Source organism: Burkholderia sp. PR2, assembly GCF_052372875.1.
GTDB classification, from domain to species: Bacteria; Pseudomonadota; Gammaproteobacteria; order Burkholderiales; family Burkholderiaceae; genus Burkholderia; species Burkholderia diffusa.
The window spans coordinates 3,039,629-3,058,936 of the sequence record NZ_JBQRWH010000004.1; the positions used below are offsets into that span (position 1 = coordinate 3,039,629).

15 protein-coding genes are annotated in these 19,308 nt (G+C 68.6%); 3 read left to right on the top strand and 12 right to left on the bottom strand.

Features of this window, described 5'->3' with window-relative positions; all coding sequences use genetic code 11:
* Nucleotides 1–211: 211 nt before the first annotated feature.
* Entirely contained in the window at nt 212–1,723 is a 1,512-nt protein-coding gene (locus ACT2FV_RS31270; RefSeq protein WP_124626356.1) for an ammonium transporter, read from the bottom strand.
* Between the two features lie 33 nt (nt 1,724–1,756).
* Nucleotides 1,757–2,095, bottom strand: a complete 339-nt coding sequence (locus ACT2FV_RS31275; protein WP_006398175.1) for a P-II family nitrogen regulator — start codon at nt 2,093–2,095, stop codon at nt 1,757–1,759.
* Between the two features lie 355 nt (nt 2,096–2,450).
* Here ACT2FV_RS31275 and ACT2FV_RS31280 point away from each other — a divergent pair, with 355 nt between their 5' ends.
* Nucleotides 2,451–2,702 carry an accessory factor UbiK family protein gene (locus ACT2FV_RS31280; RefSeq protein ID WP_059599852.1) on the top strand — a complete coding sequence of 84 codons (252 nt, stop codon included), beginning with the start codon at nt 2,451–2,453 and terminating at the stop codon, nt 2,700–2,702.
* 240 nt (nt 2,703–2,942) lie between these two features.
* Nucleotides 2,943–4,577, top strand: a complete 1,635-nt coding sequence (locus ACT2FV_RS31285) for a YifB family Mg chelatase-like AAA ATPase (protein ID WP_124626358.1) — start codon at nt 2,943–2,945, stop codon at nt 4,575–4,577.
* A 333-nt stretch (nt 4,578–4,910) separates the two neighbouring features.
* Here ACT2FV_RS31285 and ACT2FV_RS31290 read toward each other — a convergent pair whose 3' ends face one another.
* Nucleotides 4,911–5,483 carry a hypothetical protein gene (locus ACT2FV_RS31290; protein ID WP_151051122.1) on the bottom strand — a complete coding sequence of 191 codons (573 nt, stop codon included), beginning with the start codon at nt 5,481–5,483 and terminating at the stop codon, nt 4,911–4,913.
* A gap of 162 nt (nt 5,484–5,645) precedes the next feature.
* Between ACT2FV_RS31290 and ACT2FV_RS31295 the strand changes: the two genes are divergently transcribed.
* Nucleotides 5,646–6,182: a peroxiredoxin family protein gene (locus tag ACT2FV_RS31295; RefSeq protein WP_044846739.1), complete on the top strand. Its 537-nt coding sequence runs from the start codon at nt 5,646–5,648 to the stop codon at nt 6,180–6,182.
* Between the two features lie 97 nt (nt 6,183–6,279).
* On the opposite strand, the gene ACT2FV_RS31300 is transcribed toward ACT2FV_RS31295, so the two are convergent.
* The 9 genes from ACT2FV_RS31300 to ACT2FV_RS31340 form a co-directional block, all read right to left on the bottom strand.
* Nucleotides 6,280–7,635, bottom strand: a complete 1,356-nt coding sequence (locus tag ACT2FV_RS31300) for a sigma-54-dependent transcriptional regulator (RefSeq protein ID WP_444505459.1) — start codon at nt 7,633–7,635, stop codon at nt 6,280–6,282.
* 91 nt (nt 7,636–7,726) lie between these two features.
* Nucleotides 7,727–9,736 carry a sensor histidine kinase gene (locus ACT2FV_RS31305; protein WP_444505365.1) on the bottom strand — a complete coding sequence of 670 codons (2,010 nt, stop codon included), beginning with the start codon at nt 9,734–9,736 and terminating at the stop codon, nt 7,727–7,729.
* 4 nt (nt 9,737–9,740) lie between these two features.
* Nucleotides 9,741–11,030, bottom strand: a complete 1,290-nt coding sequence (locus ACT2FV_RS31310; protein ID WP_151051126.1) for a dicarboxylate/amino acid:cation symporter — start codon at nt 11,028–11,030, stop codon at nt 9,741–9,743.
* 353 nt (nt 11,031–11,383) lie between these two features.
* Complete coding sequence (actP, locus tag ACT2FV_RS31315; protein ID WP_444505366.1) at nt 11,384–13,081, bottom strand: cation/acetate symporter ActP; 1,698 nt, start codon at nt 13,079–13,081, stop codon at nt 11,384–11,386.
* 11 nt (nt 13,082–13,092) lie between these two features.
* Entirely contained in the window at nt 13,093–13,398 is a 306-nt protein-coding gene (locus ACT2FV_RS31320; protein WP_059599844.1) for a DUF485 domain-containing protein, read from the bottom strand.
* 102 nt (nt 13,399–13,500) lie between these two features.
* Nucleotides 13,501–14,706, bottom strand: coding sequence for a CaiB/BaiF CoA transferase family protein (locus ACT2FV_RS31325; protein ID WP_444505367.1), 1,206 nt, complete (start codon nt 14,704–14,706; stop codon nt 13,501–13,503).
* Nucleotides 14,707–14,736: 30 nt separating this feature from the next.
* Nucleotides 14,737–15,882, bottom strand: coding sequence for an acyl-CoA dehydrogenase family protein (locus ACT2FV_RS31330; RefSeq protein WP_444505368.1), 1,146 nt, complete (start codon nt 15,880–15,882; stop codon nt 14,737–14,739).
* A 14-nt stretch (nt 15,883–15,896) separates the two neighbouring features.
* Nucleotides 15,897–17,093 carry an acyl-CoA dehydrogenase family protein gene (locus tag ACT2FV_RS31335; RefSeq protein ID WP_151051134.1) on the bottom strand — a complete coding sequence of 399 codons (1,197 nt, stop codon included), beginning with the start codon at nt 17,091–17,093 and terminating at the stop codon, nt 15,897–15,899.
* A 29-nt stretch (nt 17,094–17,122) separates the two neighbouring features.
* The gene (locus ACT2FV_RS31340) at nt 17,123–19,258 is read right to left on the bottom strand and encodes a 3-hydroxyacyl-CoA dehydrogenase NAD-binding domain-containing protein (protein ID WP_444505369.1); all 2,136 of its coding nucleotides are present in this window, start codon (nt 19,256–19,258) and stop codon (nt 17,123–17,125) included.
* Nucleotides 19,259–19,308: the final 50 nt, after the last annotated feature.

Genomic DNA, 19,308 nt, shown 5'->3' on the forward strand with positions numbered 1-19,308 from the left:
AGAGCAATTGCCCTGTCCATTTGGGGATTGTTCCCGGCTTCGCAAGGGTTTGGAGGAAGTTTTCGGCTATTGACCCGATAGCGTGAAGGGTTATGCGCTACGGCAGCACGCGGCAGGAGAAAAAAAAGCCCGCCGGGCGGGCGGGCCGAAGTCGCTGCGCTCATTCGTGGCGGGTGCCGTCTGCGCGGCGGCCCGCCGTCATCCGTACGACTTATTCGACGTGCTCGCCGTGCAGGATCACGTCGAGGCCTTCGCGCTCTTCCTCTTCGGACACGCGCAAACCAATCGTCAGGTCGATCAGCTTGAGCAGCACGAAGCTCAGCACGCCGCTGTAGACCAGCGTGATCAGCACGCCCTTCGCCTGCAGCAGCAGGCTGCCGTCGGCGCCGCCGATGTCCTTGACCGCGAACACGCCCGTCAGCAGCGCGCCGAGAATCCCGCCCACGCCGTGCACGCCGAACGCATCGAGCGAATCGTCGTAGCCGAGCTTCGACTTGAGCCACGTCGCCGACCAGAAGCAGACCACGCCTGCCGCGATGCCGATCACGAGCGCACCCGCCACGCCGACGAAGCCGGCAGCCGGGGTGATCGCCACGAGACCCGCGACCGCGCCCGACACGATGCCGAGCACCGACGGCTTGCCCTTCGCGACCCATTCGGCAAACATCCAGCCGAGCGCCGCGCAGGCCGTCGCCACTTGCGTGGTCAGCATCGCGAAGCCGGCACGGCCGTCAGCCGCGACCGCCGAACCCGCGTTGAAACCGAACCAGCCGACCCACAGCATCGAGCCGCCGATCATCGTCAGCACGAGGTTGTGCGGCGCCATCGATTCGCGACCGTAGCCGACGCGCTTGCCGAGCACGAGGCACGACATCAGGCCCGCGATACCGGCGTTGATGTGCACCACCGTGCCGCCCGCGAAGTCGAGCACGCCGTCGGCCGACAGCCAGCCGGTCGGCTCCCACACCATGTGCGCGATCGGCACATAGACGATCAGCGACCAGAGCGTCATGAACACGAGCATCGCCGAGAACTTCATCCGGTCGGCGAACGCGCCGCAGATCAGTGCCGGCGTGATGATCGCGAACGTCATCTGGTAGACGAAGTAGACCGATTCCGGAATCGTCGTCGCCAGGTGGCTGACGGTCAGCGTGGTCGCCTTGTCGCCCTTCACGTAGGTCATCCCGTGCAGGAACGCGCGCGACAGGCCGCCGATGAAGCCGTTGCCCGGTGTGAACGCGAGGCTGTAGCCGACCACCGTCCACAGCACCGTGATCAGTGCGGTGATCGCGAAGCTCTGCATCACGGTCGCGAGCACGTTCTTCTTGCGGACCATGCCCGCGTAGAACAGCGCGAGGCCGGGGACCGTCATGAACAGCACGAGCGCGGTGGACGTCAGCATCCACGCGGTGTCGCCCGAGTTGATCTTCGACGAATCGACGGAGAACGGCTCGGTCGGCGCGGCGGGTGCGGCCGGCGCGGACGCGGCGGCGGCAGCCGATGCGTCGGAGGCGGCGCCCGAAGCGGGTGCGGCGGCAGCGGCGGATGCGTCAGGCGCGGCGCTCGCCGTCGCGGCGGGTGCCGCGGCAGCCGATGCGTCGGAAGCCGTTGCGGCGGGCGCGGACGCAGCCGCGGCGGACGCCGCGTCGTCGGCGAGCGCGGGGCCGACACCGGCCGCGATCAGCGAGCCGGCCATCAGCAGGGACATCAGAAGTTTGCGCATCTTGGATTTCCTCTTGTCGCTTGTCTTTGTCTGTTACAGCGCGTCTGCGCCGGTCTCCCCGGTCCGGATCCGGATCACTTGCTCGATCGGCGTGACGAAGATCTTCCCGTCGCCGATCTTGCCGGTGCGGGCGGCCCGCTCGATCGCCTCGACCGCCTGGTCGACCAGATCGTCGGACACGGCCGCCTCGATCTTCATCTTCGGCAGGAAGTCGACCACGTATTCGGCGCCCCGGTACAGCTCCGTGTGCCCCTTCTGGCGCCCGAACCCTTTCACCTCCGTGACCGTGATGCCGGAGACGCCGAGCGCTGAGAGCGCTTCGCGCGTCTCATCGAGCTTGAACGGCTTGATGATTGCGGTAATGAGTTTCATGAAGTCCTCTCGCTGGGTGGTCCCGTCGAATTGGTTGGAATGGTGTGTCGGTCTCTCCTCAGCAACTCGCATGCCATGTTCGTGCGAACACCGCCTCGAACGGCTCTTAAACAGGGTCGCATCTGATGCTGAAAGGTGCGAAAGCCCGGCCGAATGGCCAACATGGCCCGGTTCGCTGGCGCGCCGAAAGGATCGTTGCTAGAGTGCACGCACGTCCCGGCTTACCGGGCCATTCACCCATGCGGGCGCCATGCCCGGAAATCGCGCCACGGGCGCACCATTTCCGGTCATGCGTGCATCATGGGCACGTATGCAACTGAAGATGCACATTTTTTGTGCAAGGAAGGGAAATCTCATGAAGCAACCCAGCGATGTTTTCAACGACCTGCAGTCGCGCGTCAGCGACCTGCTAAAAAACTCGCCGGCCAAGGATGTCGAGCGCAACGTGAAGGCCATGTTGTCGCAAGGCTTCTCGAAGCTCGATCTCGTCACGCGCGAGGAGTTCGACACGCAGGCACATGTGCTCGCCCGCACTCGCGTGCGTCTCGAGGAACTCGAGAAGCGCGTCGCGGAACTCGAGCAGAAGCTCGCAGCGCCCCAGGCCTGACGCCCCCACCCGACCGACTGGTCGGGGCGCGGGCCGCCTCGCGCGGCCCGCGCCTGCCCCCCGGAAATCAGCCAGTCGGCAAGCCGTTCCGTCGTTCTTCGCTGTTCCTCGCTCTTCGCAGTTCGTCGTTCCTCGTTCTTTTCCGCGCCACGCCGGCAGCGCGCAACGATTCCTCCGATTCCCGCGGCATGCGGCCCTGAACGGCCGTCGCCCGTCCGATTCATCTACAGGAGCCTCGCCATGTCGCTCGCCGTGGTGCGCAGTCGCGCGCCGGCGGCCGGCCGCGCGCCGGACGTCACCGTCGAAGTTCATCTTGCCAACGGGTTGCCGTCATTCTCGATCGTCGGCCTGCCTGATCTCGAAGTCCGCGAAAGCCGCGAGCGCGTGCGCGCCGCGCTGCAGAACTGCGGATTCGACTTCCCCGTCAGGCGTATCACCGTCAATCTCGCGCCGGCCGACTTGCCGAAGGAGTCGGGCCGCTTCGACCTGCCGATCGCGCTCGGCATCCTCGCCGCGAACGGCCAGCTCCCGGCCGACGCGCTGGCCGGCCGCGAATTCGCGGGAGAACTGTCGCTGACCGGCGCGCTGCGGCCGATGCGCGGCGCGTTCGCGATGGCGTGCGGCGCCGCGCGCGACTGGCGCGCGGGTCATGCCGAAGCGCAACTCGATTCCGGCGCCCGTTTCAGTTTCGATTCCAGCGGCCATGCCGGCGTCGATTGCGCCGCGATATCCGGCGAGACAGCCCCGTCGCGCCCGCCCGAGCTGTACCTGCCGCTCGACAGCGCGGCCGAGGCCGCGCTGGTGCCGGGCGTCACCGTGTTCGGCGCCCCCGACCTCCCCGCGCTGTGCGCGCACCTGGCCGGTGCGCCGGATGCCCGGCTCGCGCCGGTCGCGGCGCCCTGCCTCGATGGCGTGCCGGCGCCGGCCGCGCCCGATCTCGCGGACGTCGTTGGCCAACGCGGCGCCCGGCGCGCGCTCGAAGTCGCCGCCGCCGGCGGGCACCACATGCTGATGATCGGGCCGCCCGGCGCCGGCAAGTCGATGCTCGCCGCGCGGCTGCCCGGCCTCCTGCCGCCGCTGACCGACGACGAGGCGCTGACGTCGGCCGCGCTCCTTTCCGCGAGTCGCATCGGCTTCTCGCCCCCGCAGTGGCGGCGGCGCCCGTTCCGCTCGCCGCACCATTCGTCGAGCGCCGCCGCGCTGGTCGGCGGCCGCAACCCGCCTCAGCCGGGCGAGATCACGCTCGCGCACCTCGGCGTGCTGTTTCTCGACGAGTTGCCCGAATTCGACCGGCATGTGCTGGAAATGCTGCGCGAACCGCTGGAAGCGGGCCGCATCACGATCTCGCGCGCGGCCCAGCAGGCCGACTTCCCCGCCGCATGCCAGCTGATCGCCGCGATGAATCCGTGCCCGTGCGGGTGGCACGGCGATCCGTCCGGGCGCTGCCGGTGCACGCCGGATGTCGCCACGCGCTACCTGCGCAAGCTGTCGGGCCCGTTGCTCGACCGGATCGACATCCAGATCGACCTGCCAGCGCTGTCGCCGGCCGAACTCGCGTCGCGCGCGACGGCACCGGGCGAGCCGAGCGCGGCGGTCGCCGCGCGGGTCGCCCAGGCGCGTGCGTTGCAGCTCGAGCGGCAGGGCAAGACCAATCACATGCTGAGCGGCCGCGAGACCGACGACCTGTGCCGACCGACCGACGACGGCGAGCGGCTGCTGCGCGAGGCCGGCGAGCGCTTCGGCTGGTCGGCGCGCGCGTATTTCCGCGTGCTGAAGGTCGCGCGCACGATCGCCGACCTGGCCGGCGACCCGTTGCCGACGGCCGCGCAGATCGCCGAAGCGATCCGCTACCGGCGTGCGCTCACGGCGCTGTGAGCGCCTTCGGAGGACAAAATACGGCTGTCAAGACTTGACTTATGCACAATTTCACGAACCCGGCCCCAGATCACCCTGCACGGCCGCCCTTTCGTCGAAAAAATCATATCCCGTTGTTTTTATTGATTTTTCTCAAGGGGAGCGTGAGCTGTCAAATGCGCCGGAGGGCCGTCCGGCGCGGCTTTGCGGGAGATCCGGTCAACTTTTCAACAAAGTTATCCACATGCGCTGTGGATAGCCGAAAAATCCCCGCAAAATCCGGCGATTAGCGTCGAAAGCTGCGAATGAACTTTCAATTGCCACGGGAGTCGGAGGCGCCCTCGCCGGCCGCTGTCAGTCGAGTTTGAACGAGCCGAAAAACTGGTCGAGTTGTTCCTGCGCGAGCGGCCGGTCGGCGATCGCGACGGCCTGGTACGCGTGCCGGCCCCGCGCCACGAGCCGCGCCACGATTGTCTTGTGGGAATGGTCGCCGCCGCTGGCCGCGCCCGCGATATGCAGTTCGAGCCCGTTTACCGCACCGCCGGCCGCGAGCGGCACCGGCACCGAGGCCGTCTCTGACACGCCTTCGAGATTGCGCGACAACCCGGCCCGCAGGAACTCGAGCGCCGCGCGGCGCGTATCGTCGCGATCGTCGGGCAGCGTCAGCGTGCCGACCGCGAACACCGCGCCGTCGACATGCGCGGCCTGCATCCGCATCGGCATCGACGCACCGCCGACCGCCACCGGCTGATCCTCGACGGTCGGCTTCGCCGGCAGGTCGATCGTGTAGCCGGCGTCGTTGTGCAGCGTACGCCAGTCATATGACGGCGAGCACGCGGCCAGCGCCGCGCTCACGCACGCGAGCGCGGCGAAGTGTCGCAGGGGGCGAAAAAGGGGGCGCAACGAATGGAGAACTTCCTTCGGCATGGCAGTGATGGGGACAGGCAAAACGCCATTATCCGCCGAAGCCGACGCCCGGTATGCGCGGCGGCCGCCGGTGCATGCGCCGCATTCGCGCTAAAATGAGCGCCGAATTTCGACGTCCTTTGCATCGATCCGCGTCATCGACCGACTCCGAGAGCACCGCAGATGAACACCACGCCTCCCGCCCAGCGCCGCACCGGCCCCGCCCGCTATATCGTCGCGGCCGTCGTCGTCGCGGCCATCGCCGTTGCCGGCTTCTTCGCGTTCAACGGCAAGTCCACCGTGCCGGACGCCACGTTCACGCTGCTGTCGGGCCAGAAGGTGTCGACGGCCGGCGACCTGAAAGGCAAGGTCTACCTCGTGAATTTCTGGGCGACGAGCTGCGCGACCTGCATGCAGGAAATGCCGCAGATGGTCGATACCTACAATCGCTTCAAGGGCCAGGGGCTGGAATTCGTCGCGGTCGCGATGAACTACGATCCGCCGATGTACGTCGCGAACTACGCGCAGACGCGCCAGCTGCCGTTCAAGGTCGCGCTCGACGACGGCAGCGTCGCGAAGCAGTTCGGCAACGTGCAGCTCACGCCAACGACCTTCGTCGTCGACAAGGACGGCAAGATCCTGAAGCGCTACGTCGGCGCCCCGCAATTCGCGGAACTCGACGCGCTGCTCAAGAAGGCGCTCGACGGCAACGCGGCCTGAGCGCCGCACGACAGGACTCGCGGGGGCGTCCACTGCGCCCTGCTCCGCACCACGGACCGCCCGACCGGCCAGCCCGGTTCCGCGGTCCGTCTCTTTTTCAGCGCTCGGTTTCGCCTTTCGCCGACAGCCCGTAGCGCTTCATCTTCTCGTACAGCGTCGCCTTGCCGACATGCAGCCGGTCGGCCGTCGCCGCGACCGCGCCGCCCGTCTGGTTCAGCGCCTCGGCGATCACTGCGCGCTCGAACTGCTCGATGCGCTCCTTCAGCGTCTGGTCGCTCTGAGCATCGTCGCCGCCCGCGCCGGCTTCCTGCGGCATGTCGGCGACGCCGAGCACGAAGCGGTCGGCCGCGTTGCGCAGCTCGCGCACGTTGCCGGGCCAGTCGCGCTGCATCAGGCTCGCGCGCTGCCGGTCGGTCAGCACGGGGGCCGGCCGCCCGTAGCGCACGGCCGCGTCGAGCATGAAGTGCTCGAACAGCGGCACGATGTCCTCGCGGCGCTCGGCGAGCGGCGGCAGCGCGATCGTCACGACGTTGAGCCGGTACAGCAGGTCGCGCCGGAACGTGCCGGCCGCGACGAGTTCGCTCATGTCGCCTTTCGCGGCCGCGACGACGCGGCAGTTCACGCGGATCGGCTGGTTCGAGCCGAGCCGCTCCAGCACGCCGTCCTGCAGCACGCGCAAGAGCTTCACCTGCAGCGCGAGCGGCATGCTTTCGATTTCGTCGAGGAACAGCGTGCCGCCGGATGCGTATTCGAGCTTGCCGACGCGGCGTTTCGCGGCGCCGGTGAACGCGCCGGGCTCGTAGCCGAACATCTCCGACTCGAACATCGGCTCGGGCAGCGCGCCGCAGTTCACCGCGATGAACGGCTTGTCGCGACGCGGCGACAGCTCGTGCAGGCTGCGCGCGATCAGCTCCTTGCCGGCGCCCGTGTCGCCGTTGATCAACACCGATGCGTCGGTCGGCGCGACGTTCGCGATCAGCTTGCGCACTTGTTCGATCGCCGGGCTGCGCCCGATGATGCGCGGCGCGACGACGTTCTGCCCGGCCAGCTCGCGCCGCAGCGCATGGTTCTCGAGCACGAGCTCGCGCCGCTCGAGCGCGCGGCGCACGGTCTCGATCAGCCGCTCGGCAGCGAACGGCTTCTCGATGAAATCGTACGCGCCGTCGCGCATCGCCTGCACGGCCATCGAGATGTCACCGTGGCCTGTGACGAGGATCACCGGCACGTCGGGCACGCGCTCGCGGCACTGCGCGAGCAGGTCGAGCCCGCTCGCGCCGGGCAGCCGGATGTCGCTGACGATCGCGCCGGCGGTTTCCGCGACGATCGCCTTGTCGGCCGCCTCGGCCGATTCGAACCCGACGACGTCGAACCCCGCGAGCTGGAGGCTCTGCACGCTCGCCCGGCGAACGAGCGCATCGTCTTCGATATAGATCACTTGCAGCCGGTTGGCCATCTTGGTCACTTGCTCCTGACAGGCCGCGCGGCGCAGGTGCGCGCGGCTCTCGTTGATGCCGGTCGTGCGGCGAACGGGTTTGCGGCGGGTCCTAGTGCGAGCCCGCCGGCTCGGACACCGAGTCCGGATGATGCGTGCGCGCGCGCCGCAGCGTCAAGACGAACAGCGCGCCGCCGGACGGTGCATTGCGCGCGGTCAGCGCGCCGCCCGCGTCGCTCGCGATCGACGACGAGATCGCGAGGCCCAGCCCGAGCCCGCGCCCCATTTCCTTGGTCGTGAAGAACGGCTCGAACAAGCGTGGCAGCAAGTCGGGCGCGATGCCGGAGCCGTTGTCGCGTACCTCGATCGCGAGCGTCGCGACCGACACCGCGATCGTCACTTCGATTGCCGGTGCCGCGACGCCCGCGACCGCGTCGAGCGCGTTGCCGAGCAGGTTGATCAGCACCTGTTCGAGACGCAAGTCCTCGCAGCGGGCGACGAGTTCCGGATAGTCGCACGCGAGGTCGAGCGGCGCATCCTGCGCGGGCGATACGGTCGCATCCTGCAGCGTCAGCGTGAGCGCGATGCCGTGCAGCCGGTCGCCGAGCAGCGACAGCACGCTGCGCAGCGCGCGCACGACGAGCGCCCGTTCGTTGCGCGGCTTCGCGCGGCCGACGAACAGCTTCAGCTGGTTGGTGATCTTGCCCATCCGCTCGGTCAGCGCGGCGATCGCCTCGAGGTTTTCGCGCGCGGCCGCCTGCTCGCCTCGATCGAGCAGCACGCGCGTGTTGTCCGAGAAGCTGCGCAGCGCCGCGAGCGGCTGGTTCAGTTCATGCGTGATGCCGGCCGCCATCTGGCCGAGCGCGGCGAGCTTGCTCGCCTGGATCAGTTCGTCGTGCGCGGCGCGCAATTCCTGTTCCGCGCGGATCCGGTCGCCGACTTCCTTCTGCAATTGCTCGTTCGCCTCCGACAGGTCGGCCGTGCGCTCCTCGACGCGCCGGTTCAGCTCGGCATACGCCTGCTGCAGCAGTGCGCGGCCGCGGATCATCTCGCGCACGCGTGCGCGGCGCATGCGCCAGTAGAACGCGAGCAAGGCGACCGACACGAAGCCGAAGCCGGTGACGATCGTCGCATTGCGCGCGTCGGCGTCGATGGGCGCGATCGGCGCGAGCGTCACCAGCAGCCAGTCGGGTTCGCCGATCCGCCGCTTGCTGGCGAGGAAGCGCGGCGCGCGCAGGCCGGGACCGAGACGCACCATCTCCGCGTCGGCGTCGAGCACCTGCTCGACGCGCAGCGGCAGCGGCGTGACGGGTTGCTGCGCGTACTGGCGCGTCTCGTAGATCGACGCGGCGACGGGCCCCGTCAACGGATGCAGCGTGTGGTATTTCCACGCGGGCACGGACGACAGGAACACGACGCCGTGATCGTCCGCGACGACGAGCGGCTCGGACGCGTCGGCGCCCTGGAACCATTCGAGATTGAGCTTCACGACGACGACGCCCGCGATCCTGCCGTCGCGCCACACAGGCTGCGAGATGTAGTAGCCGGGATCGCGCGAGATCGTGCCGATCCCGAAGAAGCGGCCGACCTGGCCGCCCATCGCATCGATGAAATACGGACGAAACTGGTATCCGGTCCCGACGAAGCTGTCGGGTGCGCGCCAGTTGCTGGCGGCGACGCACAGGCCGTCCGCGCCGATCACGTAGGTGACGGTCGCGTGCGCGTGTTCGTTGAGGTCTTCGAGATAGCGGTTCGCGCGCGCGGTGAAATCGGCGCGCTTCGGCTCGGCGAGCAGGTCCAGGACGTACGGGTGGCTGCCGAGCAGATAAGGCAGCGACTCGTAACGGTCGAGCGTGCTCTTGAGCGCGTTGGTGGTGCGGTCGGCCCGCACCGCGGCGTTGCGCTGCAGCTCGGCGACGCCGCGCCGCCACGTGATGGTCCACGTCAGCGCGCACGCCGCCGCGAGCGCGGCGGCAAGCATGACGAGGATGAGCAGGCGGCGCTTCACGGACGTGACTTCCTGGCGATGCGGATCGCCTATTGTGTCATAGGGCTCCATATCGCCGCCCGGGCCGCCGCGCGGCGCACCGCCCGCGGGCGGTGCCGCCGCCTGCTCATTCATGACGTCAGACGCCGGCCGTCTCGGTCGTCGCGACCTCGCCGCCGCCCTTCAGCGCCTGGCGCAGCTTGTTGCGGTCGAGCTCCTTTTCCCAGGCCGACACGACGACCGTCGCCACGCCGTTGCCGACGATGTTGGTCAGCGCGCGGCATTCGCTCATGAAGCGATCGATGCCGAGGATCAGCACCATGCCCGACAGCGGGATCGTCGGCACGACGGCGAGCGTCGCGGCGAGCGTGATGAAGCCCGCGCCCGTGACACCGCTCGCGCCCTTCGACGTCAGCATCGCGACCGCGAGCAGCGTGAGCTGCTGCATCCACGTCAGCTCGATGTTGGTCGCCTGCGCGATGAACAGCACGGCCATCGTCATGTAGATGTTGGTGCCGTCGAGGTTGAACGAGTAACCGGTCGGCACGACGAGGCCAACCACCGAGCGCGAGCAGCCGGCCTTCTCCAGCTTTTCCATCAGCTGCGGCAGCGCGGCTTCCGACGAACTCGTGCCGAGCACGATCAGCAGCTCTTCCTTGATGTACGACACGAAGCGGATGATCGAGAAGCCCGTGGCGCGTGCGATCGCGCCGAGCACGACCAGCACGAACACGACCGCGGTCAGGTAGAACGTGCCGATCAGCTTGAGCAGCGGCACCAGCGAGCCGACGCCGTACTTGCCGATCGTGAACGCCATCGCGCCGAACGCGCCGATCGGTGCCAGCTTCGTGACGATGTGCACGATGCCGAACAGCACGCGCGTGAAGCCGTCGATGAAGTCGGTCACGACCTTGCCGCGCTCGCCGAGGTGCGCGAGCACGCTGCCGAACAGCAGCGCAATCAGCAGGATCTGCAGGATCTCGCCCTGCGCGAACGCATCGACCATCGTGTTCGGGATGATGTGCATCAGGAAGTCGACCGTCGACTGCCCGTGCGCCTTCGCCGCGTACGACGCGACGGCCTTGCCGTCGAGCGTCGCCGGATCGATGTTGAAGCCGACGCCCGGACGCAGGATGTGCGTGGCCGCGAGGCCGAGCAGCAGCGCGAAGGTCGACACGATCTCGAAGTACAGCAGCGCCTTGCCGCCGACGCGTCCGACCTTCTTCATGTCCTCCATGCCGGCGATGCCGGTGACGACCGTACAGAAGATGATCGGACCGATCACCATCTTGATCAGCTTGATGAAGCCGTCGCCGAGCGGCTTCATGTCGGTGGCGAGCGCCGGGTAGAAGTGGCCGAGGATCACGCCGACGATGATGGCGAAGATCACCTGCACGTAGAGCACTTTGTAGAAGGGTTTCTTCTTCACGATGGTTCCTGCTGAAGTAGATGAGCCGATGGAAACGGCGTCACGCGCGCGGACGAATGTGTCAGGGGAAAAGTTACTCGCCCGCGCGGCTGCCGTGCCGCAACAAGCGATGCCTCAGGACGTCCGGAGGGAGTGGAAGGCAGTGGTCATCGATTGTCTCCTTGGTTTAATAGTCGGCCGGGGGATGGCCGTGCTTTTCATATTGCAAGGTCGATGCCAGGTGTCCGGAACCCCTCAAGCCGTTGTTTTCATTGTATTTCTCATAATGCGGCAGGCAAGGAAATCCGGGATTCCGGATTTCCGGAAAACATCCGTCCGGCGATCCGGACGGATGGGGCATTTCATCTGACGAATCAGTGCTGCACGGCTTCACCGGCCAGCACGCCCGTCTGCGCATAGAACTCCTGCCGCGCGAAGGCCTCGCGTTCGCGCCGCGCGCGCTCGCCGCGGTCCGCGAGCGAGCCGACGACGATCCCGACGAACGCGAGCGGCACCGACACGAGCGCCGGGTTGTCGAGGAACACCAGCGCATGCGCGTGGTGCAGCACGTCGACCCACACCGACTTCGACAGCACCGTGAGCGCCACCGCCGACGCGAGGCCCAGGCCGCCGCCGAGCACCGCGCCGCGCGTCGTCATCCCGCGCCAGAAGATCGACATCGCGAGCACCGGGAAATTCGCGCTGGCGGCCACCGCGGCGACGAGGCCGACCATGAACGCGACGTTCACGTGCTCGAAGAGGATCGACAGCGCGATCGCGACCGCGGACAGCCCGATCGTCGCCGCGCGCGAGATGCGCATTTCCAGCCGCTCGTCGGGCTTGCCGCGCGCCCACATCTGCGCGTACAGGTCATGCGAGATCGTGGTCGCGCCGGCGAGCGTCAGCCCGGCGACCACCGCGAGGATCGTCGCGAACGTGACGGCCGCGATGAAGCCGTAGAACCAGTTGCCGCCGACCGCCAGCGCGAGCTTCACCGCCACCATGTTGGAGCCGCCGAGCAGGTCGTGCGTCAGGTTGAAGGTGCCGTTCGCGCCGAGCTTGAAGAACTCGGGATGCTGCGCGAGCAGCACGATCGCGGAGAAGCCGATCACGAAGGTCAGCAGGTAGAAGTAGCCGATGAAGCCGGTCGCGTAGAGCACCGACTTGCGCGCCTCCTTCGCGTTCGGCACCGTGAAGAAGCGCATCAGGATGTGCGGGAAGCCGGCCGTGCCGAACATCAGCGCGATGCCGAGCGACAGCGCATTGGCCGGATCGCGGATCAGCTTGCCGGGCCCCATGATGCCGAGCGCGCCCGGATGTACGGCCACCGCGCGGCGGAACATCTCGTCGATGCTGAAGCCGAATTCGGCGAGCGCGAGCAATACGAGCAGCGTCGCACCGCACAGCAGCAGCACGGCCTTGATCACCTGCACCCAGGTGGTCGCGGTCATCCCGCCGAAGAACACATAGACCACCATCAACACGCCGACGATCAGCTCGGCCGTGCCGTACGACAGCCCGAACAGCAACTGGATCAGCTTGCCCGCGCCGACCATCTGCACGACCAGGTACAGCACGACGATCGTCAGCGCGTTCGCGGATGTCAGCAGCCGGATCGGCCGCTGCGCGAAGCGGTACGCGACGACGTCGACGAACGTGAACTTGCCGAGGTTGCGCAGCGGCTCGGCGATCAGGAACATCACGAACGGCCAGCCGACCAGGAAGCCGATCGAGTAGATCAGTCCGTCGAAGCCGAACATGAACACCATCCCCGACAGTCCGAGGAACGACGCGGCCGACATGTAGTCGCCCGCGATCGCGAGCCCGTTCTGCAGCCCGGTGATGCCGCCGCCGGCCGTGTAGAAGTCGCGCGTCGAGCGCGTGCGGCGCGCGGCCCAGCGCGTGAGCGCGAGCGTCGCGAACACGAACGCGAAGAACATCGCGATCGCGACCGGATTCAGCTCGACCTTGTCGGGCATCGGCCCCGCGACGGCGCTTGCGTGCACGGTGGAGGGGGAGGTGGAGAAAACGAGAACGGCCAGCGCGCCGAGCGCGCTCGAGATGCGTCGCATGTCGGCCTCCGTCACGAACGTTGCAGGATCGCGTCGACGCGGCGGTCGAACGCACGGTTCGCGCGCAGCACGTAGCACGCGGTCAGTCCGATCGCGACCAGGATGATCGCGACGCCCGCGACGATCCCGACCGTGGTCGTCGCGCCGCGGTACAGCGGCGCGGCCAGCACGTGCGGCGCGAGCGCGACGAGCAGGATGAAGCCGTAGTAGGTGGCGATCATCAGCGCCGTCAGCGTGAAGCTGAAGCGGCGTCGCGCACGCACGAGCTGCTGGTAGTCACGGCGCGCCGTGACCGATTCGATGAAGGAATGCTGCATGGTGTCTCCAATGTCCCCTCGTCGTTCGCGAGGCGTGTCTTATGGATGGTCGGCGCGCGTCGACTGCTCCGCCCGCGCCGCGGCGGCAATACATGAAACGCGCTACACGACGCGATCCGCATGCAGCCGCGCCAGGTCGTCCGGCGACAGCCCGAGCCAGCTACCGAGCACGTCGTCCGTATCGGCGCCGAGCACGGGCGGCGCACCGCGCACCGGCAGGCGCGCGCCGTCGAAGCGATACGGCGGCGCGAGCACGTCGACGCCGCCCGCGACCGGATGCGGCTGCCGCGTGACGAGCCCCGCGCGGGTCGCGCGCTCCGACGTCAGCGCGTCGTGCAGCCCGAGCACCTCGCCGCACGGAATGCCCGCATCGGCGAGTGCCGCGAGCAGCATCGCGCGCGGCCGCCGCGCGAGTTCGCCGCGAATCTCCGGCAGCAGCGCGGCGCGGTTCTCCGAGCGGCCGAGGTTGGTCCTGTAGCGGTCGTCCGCGGCGAGGTCGGGCCGCTCGATCGCGTCGCAAAAACGCGCGAACTGCGTGTTGTTGCCGACCGTGATCACGAGCGGACCGTCGGCCGCATCGAACACGCCGTACGGCACGATCGACGGATGCGCGTTGCCGTAGCGCGGCGGATCCTCGCCCATCAGCAGCGCATCGAGTCCGTAGTACGCGGTGATCATCAGCCCGCAGTCGAACAGCGCCATCTCGATGCGCCGCCCGCGCCCCGTCGCATGGCGCTCGTACAACGCGGCGAGGATCGCCTGCGCCGAATACATGCCGGTGAACAGGTCGACCGCCGCGACGCCGAATTTCAGCGGCGGCTGGCCGGCCTCGCCGTTCAGCGCCATCAGCCCCGCCTCGCCCTGCACAACGAGGTCGTAGCCGGGCCGCGCGGCCTCCGGGCCCGAGCGGTCGTAGCCGGAAATCGCGCAATGCACGAGCCGCGGATTCAATTCGGCCAGCGCGTCGTAGCCGAGGCCGAGCTTCTCCGCGCCGCCATACTTGAAGTTGTGGATCAGCACGTCGGCCTGCGCGGCCAGCTCGCGCGCGATGCGCTGCCCTTCTTCGGTCTGCAGGTCGACGCAGATCGACCGCTTGCTCCGGTTCACGCTGTTGAAGTAGGTCGTCTCGGTCTCGCCGATCCGCAGCCCCCAGTCGCGCGTGTCGTCGCCGCGCACCGGATGCTCGACCTTGATCACGTCCGCGCCGAAATCGGCGAGCACCATCGCGCTCCACGGGCCCGCGAGCACGCGCGAGAAATCGAGCACCTTCACACCGGCCAGCGGCAATGCGCGCGGGTCGTTCGTCATCCTTGTCTCCTCCATTCGCGTCGTATGCCTTTACTGTTTCGACAGCGCGATGTAGCGCGCGAGATGGTGATCCTCGTCGCCGAGCTGGTGATCGATCATCACGAGCCGCTTCGCGTAATGCGACAGCGGCAGCTCCCATGTCATCCCGATCCCGCCGTGCAGCTGAATGCTTTCCTCGGCGACCAGCGTGCCGATCCGGCCGATGCTGTATTTCGCCGCTGCGAGCGCGCGCTCGCGCACCACACGCGGCGCATCGAGCTGCGCGGCCGCATTGATCACCGCCGAGCGCGCCTGCTCGACTTCGAGCAGCAGATCGGCCATCCGGTGCTGCAGCGCCTGGAAGCTGCCGATCGGCAGCCCGAACTGCTTGCGCGTGCGCAGGTAGTCGAGCGTCGCGTCCTTCGCGACGTCCATCGCGCCGAGCGCCTCCGCCGACAGCGCGAGCAGCCCGTAGCCGAGCACGCGTTCGAGTAGTGCCGCGCCCGTTTCGCCGTCGAGCGCATCCGGCGCGCCGAGCGCGGCATCGGCCGGCAGCGCGACACGCTCGAAGCGCACTTCGGCCGCGCGGCCGCCGTCGATCTTCCGGTAGTCGCGCAGCGACACGCCCGGCGCGTCGGCCGGCACGACGAACAGGCCGATGCCCGCCGCGTCGTCGTCGCGTCCCGACACGCGCGCGCTCACGACGAAGAACGCCGCCTGCGCGGCCTGGTCGACGACGCCCTTCGCGCCCGTCAGCACCCAGCCGTCGCCGGCACGCTCGGCGCGCGTGCGCACGGTCGTCAGTTCGTAGTGCGAGCCCGGCTCGTCGTGCGCGAACGCGGCGCTCGCGCGGCCGTCGATCAGCGCGGCAAGCCGTTCACGATGCGCGGCGCCGCCGGCGAGCGACAGCGCGCGGCCGGCGAGCAGCGCGCCGAGGAACGGCTCGACGACGAGCCCGCGCCCGAGGCATTCGAACACCACGGCGATGTCGAAGCCCGCGCCGCCAAAGCCGCCGTCGGCTTCGGGAAACAGCGCGCCGACCGCGCCGAGTTCGGCGAAGCGCTGCCACATCGTGCGATCGAAGCCGTCGGCCGACTGCGCGATGCGGTCGCGCACCGGGAACGCATACTGTTCGGCGATGAAGCGGTTCAACGTGTCCGCCAGCATCCGGCGGTCTTCTGTGTGCTGGAAATCCATCGTCGCGTCCCTCGTTACAGCCCGAGCATCATCTTCGCGATGATGTTCTTCTGGATCTCGTTCGAGCCGCCGAAGATCGACAGCTTGCGGTTGTTGAAGTACTGCTGCGCGGCGCTCGCGGCGCCGTCCGGGCCGACCGGCTCGCCGTCGTGATCGGCGTCGAGCGCCTCCGCGATGAACGGCTGCGCGTATGGCCCCATCGCGCGGCGCATCAGCGCGGTGATCTCCTGGCGGATCTGCGTGCCGCGGATCTTCAGCATCGAGCTTTCCGCGCCCGGCACGCCGCCGCCCGCGACCGCGGCCAGCACGCGCAGGTTGGTCGTGCGCATGTTCTCGAGCTCGATCTCGACGCGCGCGACGCGCGCCGCGAAGAACGGATCGTCCGCGAGCGGCCGGCCATTCTTCGTCACCTTCGCGGCGACCGCGCGCAGGCGGTCGAGCGCGGCCGTCGAGAAGCCGATTCCGGCGATGTTGGTGCGCTCGTACGTGAGCAGGTATTTCGCGTAGGTCCAGCCGCGGTTCTCTTCGCCGACGAGGTTCTCCACAGGCACGCGCACGTCGGTGAAGAACACTTCGTTCACCTCGTGCTCGCCGTCGAGCGTGATGATCGGGCGCACTTCGACGCCCGGCGTGTTCATGTCGATCAGCAGGAAGCTGATGCCTTCCTGCTTGCGCACGTCGGTCGCGGTGCGCACGAGGCAGAAGATCATGTTCGCGTAGTGGCCGAGCGTGGTCCACGTCTTCTGGCCGTTCACGATGTAGTGCTTGCCGTCGCGCACCGCGCTCGTCTTCACCGACGCGAGATCGGAACCGGCGCCCGGCTCCGAATAGCCCTGGCACCACCAGTCGGTGCCGTCGAGAATGCGCGGCAGCCAGTGGCGCTTCTGCGCTTCGTCGCCGTACTTGATCAGCACGGGCCCGAGCATGTTGACGCCGAACGGGACGATGCGCGGCGCGCCGGCGAGCGCGCATTCGTTGTCGAACAGAAATTTCTGCGCGACGCTCCAGCCGGGGCCGCCATACTCGCGCGGCCAGTGGCTCGCGAGCCAGCCGCGGGCATTCAGGATTGCGTGCCATTCGCGCATGTCGTCGCGCGTCAGATGCAGGCCGCCCTTCACCTTGCGCGCGGTGCGCGCGGGCAGTTCGGCGGCGAGAAAGCGCTGCACGTCGGTGCGGAACGCTTCCTCTTCGGGAGTGAAATTGAGGTCCATCGTGAGTCCGTTGCGAATGCGGTGGGCGTTCAGTCGATATGGTTCAGGCTCGCGAAATCCGCGCCGCGCTCGACCAGCTCGACGATCAGCGGCGAAGGCTTCCAGAACAGCGGATCTTCCTTCGCGAACGCGCGGATGTCGGCGAGCACGTTCGCGAGGCCGACCGTGTCCGCGTAGTGCATCGGGCCGCCGCGATAGCGCGGGAAGCCGTAGCCGTACAGGAACACGGCGTCGACGTCGAGCGGGCGCAGCGCGATCTTCTCGTGCACGACGTTCGCGCCTTCGTTGATCATCGCGGCGAGGTAGCGGCGCATGATCTCGTCGTCGGTGAACGAGCGCGGCGCGATGCCCTTCTTCGCGCGCTCGTCGGCGACGATCGCCTCGACTTCCGGGTCCGGCGTGCCGACGCGCGCGCCGTCCGGATACAGGTAGTAGCCGCGCGCGGTCTTCTGCCCGAACCAGCCGCGCTCGCACAGCCGGTCGGAAATCTCCACGTAGCGCGCGCGCGGGTCGCGCGTCGCCGCGCGGCGCTTGCGGGTCGCCCAGCCGATGTCGCCGCCCGCGAGGTCGACGACCTGGAACGGCCCCATCGGGAAGCCGAATTCACGCACCGCGCGATCGATCTGATACGGCGACGCGCCATCTTCCATCAGGTAGTCGGCGGCGGTGCGATAGACCGCGAGGATCCGGTTGCCGATGAAGCCGTCGCACACGCCGGCGCGCACCGGCGTCTTCTTCAGCTGTTTGGCCAGCGCGAACGCGGTCGCGACGACATCCGCACTCACGCGCGCCGGCACGACGATCTCGAGCAGCTTCATCACGTTGGCCGGCGAGAAGAAATGCAGGCCGATCACGTCGGACGGGCGGTCGACGCTGGCGGCCAGCTCGTCGATGTCGAGATACGACGTGTTGGTCGCGAGCACCGCGCCGGGCTTGCACACGCGCGAAAGTTCCGCGAACACCGCCTTCTTCACGCCCATGTCCTCGAACACGGCTTCGATGACCACGTCGGCCTGCGCGAGCGCGTCATACGACGTGCTGCCCTTGAAGCGCGCGAGCCGCGCCGCGTGCGCGGCCGGCGTCATCCGCCCCTTCGCGACGAGGCCGTCGTACACCTTCTCGACATGCGCGCGGCCGCGCGCGAGCGACGCTTCGTCGCGCTCGATCATCGTCACGGGCAGCCCGGCATCGAGCGCCGCGACCGCGATGCCGGCGCCCATCGTGCCGCCACCGACCACGCCGATCCGCTCGACCGCACGCGCGCTCGCGCGGCGCGCCTCGGGTGCCTTGGCCGCCTCGCGTTCCGCGAAGAATGCATGCACGAGGCCCGCGCGCTGCGGGCTGTCGATGCATTGCAGGAACAGGCCGCGTTCGAGCTTCATCCCCGCGTCGAACGACAGCGTGAGCGCGGCCTCGACCGCATCGACGATCTTCGCCGGCGAGAACAGGCCGCGCGACTTCTTCGGCAGGTCGGCGCGCGCCGCGTCGATCGCGGCCTGCGCGGCCGCGCGATCGGCAAGCCCCTGCGCATCGCGCGTGCGCCGCGCCGGCGCGCCGAGCGACACGAGCTCCTGCGCATAGGCGAGACCTTCGGCGAGCGTGTCGTCGCTGTGCGCGACGCGATCGACGAGGCCGAGCGCGAGCGCTTCGTCGGCGCTTGCGTGACGCCCCGTCAGCATCAGGTCGAGCGCGGCCTTCGCGCCGATCAGGCGCGGCGTGCGCTGCGTGCCGCCCGCGCCGGGCAGCAGGCCGAGCGTGACTTCGGGAAGGCCGAGCTTCGCGCCGGGCACCGCCAGCCGGTAATGCGCGGCGAGCGCGACCTCGAGGCCGCCGCCGAGCGTCGCGCCGTGCAGCGCCACCACGACCGGCTTCGCGCTCGACTCGATCCGCTCGCACACGTCCGGCAGCGACGGCGGCACCGGCGGCTTGCCGAACTCGCGGATGTCGGCGCCCGCGATGAAGTTGCGGCCGGCGCCGACGATCAGCACCGCACGGATCGCGTCGTCGGCCTGCGCGGCGTCGAGCGCGTCGGCGAGACCGCGCCGCACGTCGGCGGACAGCGCGTTGACGGGCGGATGGTCGATCGTGACGACGAGCACCTTGTCGCGCCGTTCGCGCGTGACGGTGCCGGCTCGGGATGGTTCGGTGGAAGCGGGTGAATTCATCGTGTCTCCAGTGCGGTGCGCCGCGCGGGCGGAACCGGTCGTCGGGCCGG